This window comes from Legionella lytica, from assembly GCF_044626755.1.
GTDB classification, from domain to species: Bacteria; Pseudomonadota; Gammaproteobacteria; order Legionellales; family Legionellaceae; genus Legionella; species Legionella lytica_A.
Map to the genome: position 1 here is coordinate 197,174 of NZ_JBGORX010000004.1, position 10,327 is coordinate 207,500.

Genomic DNA, 10,327 nt, shown 5'->3' on the forward strand with positions numbered 1-10,327 from the left:
CAACATTCAGTAGCTGCACCAAACGGTTTAATTATAGAAAAAGTATAAAATTGACCATCCTGTGCCTTAGTCTGTAAGAAATTTCTCATTTTTAAAGCAAGCCTTTAAGAACGACGACTCTAGCCTAAATAAAGCAGATTTCATTCAACCAGAAGTTATTGCATGTTGGAAAACTTGTTTTCCTTCTTTTCCCTTTTTTGGATCCTCCTTGTTTCTTTTTTACTTTCGATTAATAAAATCCTATTATTATAAATGTGGCTATTGAAAATATTATGCGTAATCATTAGCACCTTTCCTAACGATTTTCAAAGCCAAGTAGCCAAAAACTAGATTTGTTCTCTTCATGGAGAAAAATAATGTCAATATTAAAAGGATTTAATAAATGTGAGTACATAAACTGTGATATATATCCAAATGCCCCTTGCTATAGAACACTAATTTCCATTGCATTTTTTGAATTTTATTTACATTCCCAATCTCTGGACGAGACTAAGGAAGAGATATATAACTTTAATCATGCTGTTAATGAATTTGAACAATACATTTTAAAATTCAACTTTTTTGGAGAAGATGATCCTATTCTTTTAATGGAATACTACCCGTTGGAGATTTTAGAGGAATTGGGAGCGGTTTATATAGATCATACTCATACGTGTTACCCCTTAGTTCTCTACCCCCAAGCCCATAAAATAAAAAACTCTACAAGGATTGATGCTTTTTTCCATGCTGTAAAGGATGTGTACATTAACGTAGATAATCTTTTAGCGCTTTATCATAGATACGAAATCATTAAAGATATCTCAGAGGAAGAAGAAAAACTACTATGGCCAGAATACCGTGAAGAGCTTCATAAATTTATGCATAATTAAATAACGTAACGCTATTAGAGCAAGATCGCGCGCCTTGGTATTAAAACATTAATCATTCGACATCATACATATTGAAGGAAAATAAATGGGTGAGTATATTGGCAGCCTTATTACAGGCATATGTACATTAGCAGGAACGCTGAGCGGAAGCTACTTAACTTATTACTTAGAAAGAAAAAAATGCTCAGAAATGAACTTTCAGGAAAAAAAGTTGGAGTGTTATACACTAATAGGGTTTTATCCAGATAGCACTGGTTTGTCCTGACTCACCTGTTAAACCCTTAAGGTCTTAGACATTGCCTATTACTACAATGTGAAATTGCTGATGATGTGCAGTTAGTCAATCAAGTTAAACGATGGGCACCGTTGCTTGGCAGCATATTAGCTTGTGTGGAAATTTTATTTTTCCACAAGCGATGCACTTGTTTATATTAACGGAATTATTAGAATTTACTAATCAGTTTTAACGGTGGTGACGATACCCAAAACCCTTATTCTATAAGGAATGAAGAGATAAATCAGGACAAACCAGTGCTATCTGGATAAAACCCCTACTAAAACCATACGCGGGATAACGTTCAGATGATTCCTGCAATGCCACAATGACGGGCTCATCAGACTGATTAGCCGGTTTTATAATGAATCTGTTGAAGAGGCTATATTAAATATGCCGTCAAAGATTCAAGCTCGTATGATTAAGTTATTAGAGCTAATTGAAATCCATGGAGCAAATCTTGGACCTCCTCACACAGAATCGATGGGAGATGGTCTTTTTGAAATTCGGGCCAAAGCACAAGAAGGAATAGGCAGGTCATTATATTGTTATATGAAAGGTAAGCATATTATGGTCTTGCATGCCTTTATTAAAAAGAGCAATAAAACACCTAAATTTGAGTTAGATTTAGCAAAAAAGAGAAAAGCAGAGGTTGATCATGAGCATTCAAAACCTAAAAGATAAAGCATTTAAAAATTCTGAAGTAAAAGCAGAATATGACTTATTAGAGTCCGAGTTTGCATTAATTGATACATTGCTCACTATGAGAAAAAAATCTGGTTTAACTCAAGAGGAAATAGCAAAGCGAATGGGAACTCAAAAAGGGAACATATCAAGATTAGAGAAGGGGAATAGTAACCCGAGCTGGAAAACCATACAAAATTATGCGCACGCATGTGGGTTTGAGGTTTTTATGAAGGTTAAAACGGTAACTGCTCATCGAGATTATTAATATTGCTGCGCAAGATATTCTGATATTGAGAGGCAGGGTATTTTTCTAAGTCTGATTACTTCGATAATCAGACCTTAATAAACTATAGTATTCATAGTATTCAATGATAGAAATTAAGCGTATATCCGCATTCTTCATTGAGGTATTTATGAAAGTACAAAAAATTAAACTGAATTCTTATGATGTCACATGGATAGTTCTTGATGACAATCACTTACCAATTAAACCAATTACCGAGATCAATTTCTTGTTTGCTTATTATATGAAACAGGCATTCGTATAGGCCAAGCCTTAGCTTTAAGGCATGAGGATATCATTTGTTGGAATAATGAGATTCATATTAGATATCGTTCTAATAACTTAAATGGTGTTAGGAATAAAACCATTATGCCTAATGTAATACAAGTTCCTAATGAACTAATGGGCTTATATAGTGATTACGTTAGTACTCTTGATCAAAATAAACTCGCCGAATATGTGTTTATAAATCTTACAACATATGACGCGCTGAATTATTCCGTAGTTAAAAAGTTATTTGTTACTCTAAGTCGAAAATGCAATTTATACGTTCGCCCTCATATGTTACGCCATTCCCATGCCTCTGATTTACTCAGGTCAGGCTGGGAAATGTCTCTCATTCAGAAGCGTTTAGGCCATGCAAGTATTCAAACTACTATTGATATTTATACACATATAGATACCAAACAGATGAAACAAGCATTTAAACAATTTCTCTCTAATAAGGAGAAAAATTGATGAACCCCCCGTTATTGAATCAAATTCAACCCATAATTCACGATGAATTGTTAGATAAAGATGAATGGTTAGCATCTGATATTGGTCTTCCCCCTGATGTTACGCATTCTGTCTATTCAATGAAGTTTAATAAAATCACTACTCCGTGGTTAAAATTGGCAGCTAAAAAATTTGTAAGACTTCAAGCTGCGACTCGCAGCTTTGCAACTTGTAGAGGCTATATAAGAAGTTTTAATCATTTTGATGAGTACCTACAAACTATTGAAGGCTCTTTTGCACCAAGCAATATAAATCGCTCTCATATCGTAGGCTTAATGCAGTATCTATCAACGAAGAATTTGAAACCCATGACCAGGGGAATCACTTTAATTAATTTGAGAGTATTTCATCAAATTGTTTTACTTGAGGGTTGGCTTGATTGGCCAGAAAAACCAATTATCTATAATAGCGATCTCCCCAGGGATATTAACAAAGCTCCTAAATATATTAGCGAATATGTATTGAGGCAGCTAAAGCGGCATCTTCATAACTTTCCCGAATGGATGCAGCATTTCATTATTATTTTAATGGAGACGGGACGTAGAATTAGTGAAGTATGCTCTCTAAGTTTTGATTGCTTAGAAGAAGATGGTGATGGTGATTTATTGCTGCGAGTAAATGAGCAGAAATTAAAGCGAGTTCGTTTAATTCCTATTTCAAAAGAATGCATAATTGCAATAAAAGCTCAGCAAAATTTAGTTTTAAATGATGAGGTATCGAAGTATCTCTTCCCTAGCCAAAGTCAATCCAAGTCCCCTACCGTCTCAGCATGTCATATAAATCGTTCTTTAAACAGCTTGGCTGTAGAATATGGCATTAAAGACACCAATGGTGTTATATGGAAATTTAGTTCTCATCAATTTCGTCATACCATTGGCACACAAATGATTAATGCAGGGGTTCCTCAGGTAATGGTTCAACATTATTTAGGACATGAATCACCTGAAATGACAGCACGATATGCACATATCCATAACGAAACGATGAAAAAAGCATTTACTGAATATCAAGAAAAAATGGTAGATGTAAATAGTCAAGTCAAAGCAAATGATGAATTAATCAACGCTAAATGGGGTTTTTCCGCATATCCAGCCTTAACTGGCAATGATGAATAAAAAGTAACTATTTATCATAATGTTATATTTTAAATACGTATCCTCCGCAGCAGGTAATTGAGCATTTATTTTTGAAAGAACATTAAATACTTTGAATTAAATGCACTCATATTGGATTTAAAACAATCCAAGAACACTAACCATTGCCAGTTAAGGCTGGATATGCGGAAAAGCCCTATTACTACAATGTGAAATTGCTGATGATGTGCAGTTAGTCAATCAAGTTAAACGATGGGCACCGTTGCTTGGCAGCATATTAGCTTGTGTGGAAATTTTATTTTTCCACAAGCGATGCACTTGTTTATATTAACGGAATTATTAGAATTTACTAATCAGTTTTAACGGTGGTGACGATACCCAAAACCCTTATTCTATAAGGAATGAAGAGATAAATCAGGACAAACCAGTGCTATCTGGATAAACCCCCAATTAGGTCTAACCAGCCCTACTCTGTTCAAGGTAAGGTCTTCTGACAATAAGTGTTAACATATCTTATCAGAAGAGCCCTAACCTCCCCAGGTTATCTCTTCGGTACCAGACTACTCTCCGAAGGCATGGATGTTGGTTGGCCATTATTTAAAATGCGATACCAAGTATAAGAAGGATATTGCTGCAACGCTTTTATACTTATCCCTTCTGAGATACGCGGATGTTGTGGCGTTTGTTTGCTATTTTCTGAAGAATCAATAGAGGGGGATTTTGTTTTCATTTCCTCGGCAGGTTTACCATGAGAAGGAGCAATATAAAGCGCTCGCAAGATCTCGGAAGACTCTTTATATATAGGAAGCGGATGATTTAATGAACTTCCTTGCACCCTTATTTTAAAGATTTCTTCATGAACCAATGAATTAACTTTTCCCAGAAACTCAATTTTAAGCCCTGAGAATGTCGCAATATGCTGCTGTATTTCTTTATGTGTTCCATCGATTACTGAATTAAAACTATATTGGTTAGAATATAAATAAAAAGAAATGGTCTTGAGTAAACGATGCCAATTAGTATCCCGAACCAGCCATGATAAAAGACTCTTATTAGGGAATTGCTGATAAGCTCCCTGCAAACAGACAACGCCCAAATTAAGTAGGTTAATTAGTTGACTTATTTTTTCACTATAAAAATCAGCATCACTCTTTTGTGCAGCAATTAAATTACTAATCTTCGTATCTATATCTGTTGCTTGCTTAAATAACATCCCAAGTAGTACGTTTTTTTGCGCGTATGACTCTTCTCCATTTTTTACTGCATTAACTTTTCGAACAATTTCATTCATACCGTTAATCATTTCTTTATATTGTGTGATCTGCAAACGCTCTGCAAGCTCCTCATAAATAACAGCCACGCCTAAACACACCTGGTATAGAGTTACAGCATAAGCAAATTGCTGCATAAACTCTTGAACCTTAGGAGAATAATCTTTTAGTGGAGGGATAAAATCAAAACCTTCTTTGGATATTTGGAACGAATAACTCTCGTTTATAATACATTTATCTACATTTTTGATAAAAAAGGATTTCGTGTTCTCATTAAGCTTGGAGCGTATTAGTAAAAAAACATGGTGTATGTCAAAGGGCAATCGTTCCTCAGACAAAGTATCTACCATGTTTTGATTAAAATATTTAAAGAGTGACTCCTCTATTCTATCTATTGCATTATAGTAATCAGTGCATTTACGTTCGAAAAATGCAGCTACCCCAAACATCTTTCTACCTGTAACTGCAAATTGTTTTATTTTTTCTACTTGTGCCTGAACTTCCGAATCATTGTACATAAATTACACCCACAAAAAATAGCGGGTAATACTCTCATCCTGAATTAATTATTGTCAACCAGATTATTATAGCAATGATGATAGAAGCGCAGACTTAACATAATTTGGTATTCAAAGCGTATAGATGGCGTATTTTTACTCCTAATTTTTCAAAAAGCACGCGTTTTTGAAAAATTAGGGAACCAATCTAAGCTAATAACAATACTATCTATTCCATGTATTATAATGCTTATAATCCCAACACCTACCATTCTGACAATGTTTGGCTTAAATTACAGGAACGGGGAAAAAGCGACATAGACCGCTCAAAATAGGGCTCCGTTGCAAAAACGAACGATAGTTTATACTTGAAGGTAAAAATATCAAACGGAATCCCAGATGCGTTCAACGAAACCAGCGGCCTTTAAGTGGCGTCACTTTCATGGTGAAGTAATTCTGCAATGTGTTCGCTGGTACTGTAAATATGGGATCAGCTATCGTGATTTGGAAGAAATGATTGCTGAGCGTGGCCTCGAAATAAACCATACAACCCTGTACCGCTGGGTTCAGCATTATGCCCCGGAATTAAAAACGCGACTGGAATGGCATAAAAAGCGTTATTCGCGGCGTTGGCACTTGGATGAAACGTACATCAAGATAAAAGGCGAATGGAAGTATCTGTATCGTGCCATTGATGAACGAGGCAATACGATTGATTTTTATCTATCACACCGACGTAATACCATTGCGGCTAAACGGTTTCTTAAAAAACTAATAAAGGGTAATCCGACTTGTGATATTGGAGTGATTAATACGGATAAAAATCCAGCTTATGGTCAAGCGATTAAAAAGTTAAAACAGGAGGGAACACTTGCTGAACACGTTCAGCACTTACAAATTAAATACCGTAATAATCGCCTGGAAGCAGATCATGGAAAACTTAAGCGTCTTATTAACCCAGTCCGTGGATTTCAGTCCATGAAAACCGCTTATGCAACGATTAAAGGCTTTGAGATCATGCGGATGTTTAAAAAAGGACAGTTCAATATCTGGATGTATGGAGCTCGGACGGAAATATCATTCATTAACGAACAATTTGGCTTATACAGTTGAGATCCGTCAAAAACTTAATACTTTTTAAATTGATTCTTTTTTGCAACAGAGCCTGAGATATTTTAACTATGAAAAATTAACTCGATTATTTAACTAAGATGCATTTGTTTTTGGTTACCTTTGTGATTCATTGGTCGAGGTAAAACAAATCCCCGTTTTATTTACTATGACGAATTAAATTAGTTATTGACGTTACCATTTTGGTAACATATAATTAATTTATGAGAATAATAGCAAAAAGCCGTCTTAAAACTTACTGGGAATTGCCTGGCAATGAGCACATGCAATCTTATTTAAATGAGTGGTACCATTTTTGCTCTAAGCAGACTTGGAAAACCCCTCAAGATGTTAAGGATACACTAAGAAATGCATCCATCATTGCTAATAACAGGATAGTTTTTAATATAAAAGGTAATTCCTATCGCATTATTTGTGCTATGGATTACCCGAGACTAGCCATGTTTATTAAATTTGTTGGTACTCACAAAGAGTATGATCGAGTGAATGCTTCGGAGGTTGAAAATGATTAGACCAATTCATAATGAACGCGATTATAAAATTGCTTTAGAGCGAGTTGATGCTCTTTGGGGGGCTGAGCAAGATACTCCAGAGGGAGATGAGCTCGATGTACTTCTTGTGCTTGTGGAAGGATATGAAAATAAGCATCATCAAATGCCTCAATCAGACCCGGTCGATGCAATTCTTTTTCTAATGGATCAATTGAATTTAACAAGAAAGGATTTGGAAGCTTTTTTGGGTCCTAAAAGTCGGGTTAGTGATGTTTTAAACAGAAAGCGTAACTTAACTCTGCCTCAAATTGTCAAATTACATAAGGAATTACATATTCCGTATGAAAGTTTAATTGAAGAACGTCATTATCTTTGAAATATTTCGAAGATGGAATATAGGGGTGTTCGGGATAGAGAATTGTTAATAAAGAACAGCGGGTTGCTTGGATTGATAGATAAGACATATGACGTGCATCGGTTGGTGTAATATTAGTCAATCGCATTACTTCTTTATTGACGGCTTCAAACCAAACGACAATGTCATGGGGGACTTATCAGTAGTTTTCTGATAGTCGATATAGTTCTCAATATAGGTATTTTTGGCCATTACTAATTATGCGATTAGATTTTGATAAGATAATCTATCACAATAAATCGAATTATACGATGAGTTGATGTATATCTCATCGCATAATGATTATTATACGATTAGTTTAAAAGGACTTACCTATAACCCAAGTTTAAATCCACAATGAGGATCTTCTTGTTTATCTTCCTTTTCTTTGCGCGATTCTTTTTCTAATTGCGCATTTAAATTAAAAATACTTGATGCGGCCAGCTTTAAAAGAGCATTTGTTCCTTTAAATGGATTATTCAAATCCATTTTTCCTCCATGGCCATTAGGATAATTGGTTGCTATTTCTTGTGCAAAATCTTGACTTATGAACCCATCTCTAGCTAATACTTCTAAAGTTCTTTTGATATTCTCGGTATCATGTAGAGGGGTTCGGATTGATATACTGGCTAATCCAATTGACTTTAAAGGTATTTTAGCTTTGGATAATGAATTAACTATGTCAGTTATTTTATCCAATGGAACATTAAGTGTCATCGTTGTTCCATAAACGCTGGCAGTAATGTCAACCAGACCAATACTGGATGCTTGCTTACCAGAGTATTGAAATTTTTTTACATCGCAATGCATATCTAAAACCTCGTTTTGTTTAAAGAAAACGCATTTTATAATGTTTTACATACTACCTGCTACTTATTTCTAGTTCGTATTTGCCCCGTTTCTGTAATTTAACCCTATGTTATGAGAAATAGGGAAACCGCCAAGTTTTATTGGCTTAAATTAATGAGGAATACTGCTTAGACTGGAGTAAAGACTTCAGAGACTGTGGTGTCTTAAAGTGAAGCGAATGAACTCAACGCTAATAAACTATTTAATCAAGATATTATCCTATGACCGCCTATAATTTAGTTTAAATAAACTAATCCCTTGGATCGTATATGGATGAGATAGCATATGAAAATAGGACATGCGTATTTATTGATATTCTCGGATGGAAAGAGGTTATAAACACTTGTTCTATTGAAATTATCTATAAATTACTTAATCCATTTTTAAACATTAGCTCGCAATATCAACAACGTAAACAGCGAGAAAATGCTCGTCCTGAAAATGAGTCATCTCCATATCCATATGAGGTTCAGCTTACAGCCTTTTCTGATTCTCTAGTTATGAGTATGCCTACAGCAGATTTAATACGAATTTTTTCTAACTTACCTAAACTTATTACGGCTTTCTTGGAAAGAGGGATACTTATTCGAGGTGGGATTTACATAGGAAAATTATATCATCAGGATAATGTAATATTTGGTCCCGCTTTAAATAAAGCCTATCAAATAGAAAGCGAAGAAGCTATATTCCCGAGAATTCTTATTGCGGATGAAGTAATTGAGGATTTTTCTCATGATATTCCAGAAATAAAGCAACTTCCCGAAATTATGAAAGATCATTTAAATAATTGGGTAATAAATCCATTCCCCTGTCATTCTTCTGGAGATATGAGAGCTTACCTTAATATAAATTTTAGTTTAGAAACTGTCATTGATTCTATAGATAGAAAAATTAAATCTCAAAAAAACTCTAAAATAAGAAATAAATGGATTTACCAGGCTGAATTATGTGCAAAATCATTAGAAAAAGTTAATTTTAATTTTCTGATTTAATAGAAAAGCTCCGTGCTTATAAATAATTGCTTAGTAGGCCTCCTCTGAACGAGTCGGATCTGTTTTCTTGAAGATTAGTTCCTATTTTGGAACAGCCCAAAAATAGAGGCGGATTATAATCTTTCTGGGGCTGATGATAGCCTCTGATTTGGTTATAATTGATCGAGTACGGTACATACAGTTTTATCAATTAAATCTAGATGTTTTGATAGTTAGCTATCAAAAGTTTGAATTTAAATTATATGAAAGGTGTTGGTTTATTATTTCCCACCAATCATTAGAGTGTGCCTTACTTGTAAGATAAGAAAATGAGAGTGAGTTCAATAAAACGTTTTATTGAAATAAATTAAACAATACTTAATTGAAACAGTTTTTTAAACCACTATAACGCACTCAAGTTTAATTTTAATACAGAAATAGATGAGTTCATTTAAACGGTAGTTTTTCTATACTCATTTAGAACGAACCTAACTTAATTTACAAGCCACCTTTTTTAAAGATAATAATCCCAATAAGGATTAGTTATGTTTCATAATAAGGCGCAGATAAATCGTATTATGAAACAAGAAGGACTAAACCTAAGGAAGTAAGACGGCTCATGTGGCTGGGTACATTAAAACACAAAGCCAATTAAAAATACTTCGTAAATTCCTCTAGCTCCTCAGGCAAGTTCGTATTTTGTTCGAGGAGTTCTTTATGATGGACAAAAAAAGCCGCC

At 34.5% G+C, this 10,327-nt stretch carries 10 protein-coding genes and 1 pseudogene; 9 read left to right on the plus strand and 2 right to left on the minus strand.

Features of this window, described 5'->3' with window-relative positions; translation table 11 throughout:
• Nucleotides 1-356 precede the first annotated feature (356 nt).
• From ACD661_RS11710 to ACD661_RS11730, 5 genes and pseudogenes are all read left to right on the plus strand, one after another.
• Nucleotides 357-869, plus strand: a complete 513-nt coding sequence (locus ACD661_RS11710) for a hypothetical protein (protein WP_400188046.1) — start codon at nucleotides 357-359, stop codon at nucleotides 867-869.
• A gap of 667 nt (nucleotides 870-1,536) precedes the next feature.
• Entirely contained in the window at nucleotides 1,537-1,827 is a 291-nt protein-coding gene (locus ACD661_RS11715) for a type II toxin-antitoxin system RelE/ParE family toxin (protein ID WP_400188047.1), read from the plus strand.
• Nucleotides 1,802-2,095, plus strand: coding sequence for a helix-turn-helix domain-containing protein (locus tag ACD661_RS11720; protein WP_400188048.1), 294 nt, complete (start codon nucleotides 1,802-1,804; stop codon nucleotides 2,093-2,095). Before ACD661_RS11715 ends, ACD661_RS11720 begins: the two co-directional genes overlap by 26 nt.
• Nucleotides 2,096-2,338: 243 nt before the next feature.
• Nucleotides 2,339-2,851: pseudogene (locus ACD661_RS11725) on the plus strand (tyrosine-type recombinase/integrase); the annotation flags it as partial.
• A gap of 14 nt (nucleotides 2,852-2,865) precedes the next feature.
• Nucleotides 2,866-4,005: a tyrosine-type recombinase/integrase gene (locus ACD661_RS11730; RefSeq protein ID WP_400188049.1), complete on the plus strand. Its 1,140-nt coding sequence runs from the start codon at nucleotides 2,866-2,868 to the stop codon at nucleotides 4,003-4,005.
• Nucleotides 4,006-4,525: 520 nt separating this feature from the next.
• Here the strand turns inward: ACD661_RS11730 and ACD661_RS11735 are convergent.
• Nucleotides 4,526-5,773, minus strand: a complete 1,248-nt coding sequence (locus tag ACD661_RS11735; protein WP_400188050.1) for a hypothetical protein — start codon at nucleotides 5,771-5,773, stop codon at nucleotides 4,526-4,528.
• Between the two features lie 378 nt (nucleotides 5,774-6,151).
• Here ACD661_RS11735 and ACD661_RS11740 point away from each other — a divergent pair, with 378 nt between their 5' ends.
• The 3 genes from ACD661_RS11740 (at nucleotide 6,152) to ACD661_RS11750 (ending at nucleotide 7,750) form a co-directional block, all read left to right on the plus strand.
• Nucleotides 6,152-6,865 carry an IS6 family transposase gene (locus ACD661_RS11740; RefSeq protein WP_400188051.1) on the plus strand — a complete coding sequence of 238 codons (714 nt, stop codon included), beginning with the start codon at nucleotides 6,152-6,154 and terminating at the stop codon, nucleotides 6,863-6,865.
• A 221-nt stretch (nucleotides 6,866-7,086) separates the two neighbouring features.
• Nucleotides 7,087-7,395, plus strand: a complete 309-nt coding sequence (locus ACD661_RS11745; protein WP_400188052.1) for a type II toxin-antitoxin system HigB family toxin — start codon at nucleotides 7,087-7,089, stop codon at nucleotides 7,393-7,395.
• Nucleotides 7,388-7,750: a helix-turn-helix domain-containing protein gene (locus ACD661_RS11750; protein ID WP_400188053.1), complete on the plus strand. Its 363-nt coding sequence runs from the start codon at nucleotides 7,388-7,390 to the stop codon at nucleotides 7,748-7,750. The genes ACD661_RS11745 and ACD661_RS11750 overlap by 8 nt, the downstream gene beginning before the upstream one ends.
• Before the next feature lie 351 nt (nucleotides 7,751-8,101).
• Here ACD661_RS11750 and ACD661_RS11755 read toward each other — a convergent pair whose 3' ends face one another.
• Nucleotides 8,102-8,578 carry a hypothetical protein gene (locus ACD661_RS11755; RefSeq protein ID WP_400188054.1) on the minus strand — a complete coding sequence of 159 codons (477 nt, stop codon included), beginning with the start codon at nucleotides 8,576-8,578 and terminating at the stop codon, nucleotides 8,102-8,104.
• A 308-nt stretch (nucleotides 8,579-8,886) separates the two neighbouring features.
• Between ACD661_RS11755 and ACD661_RS11760 the strand changes: the two genes are divergently transcribed.
• Nucleotides 8,887-9,609 (plus strand): hypothetical protein, encoded by a 723-nt coding sequence (locus ACD661_RS11760; protein WP_400188055.1) that lies wholly within the window; start codon nucleotides 8,887-8,889, stop codon nucleotides 9,607-9,609.
• Nucleotides 9,610-10,327: the final 718 nt, after the last annotated feature.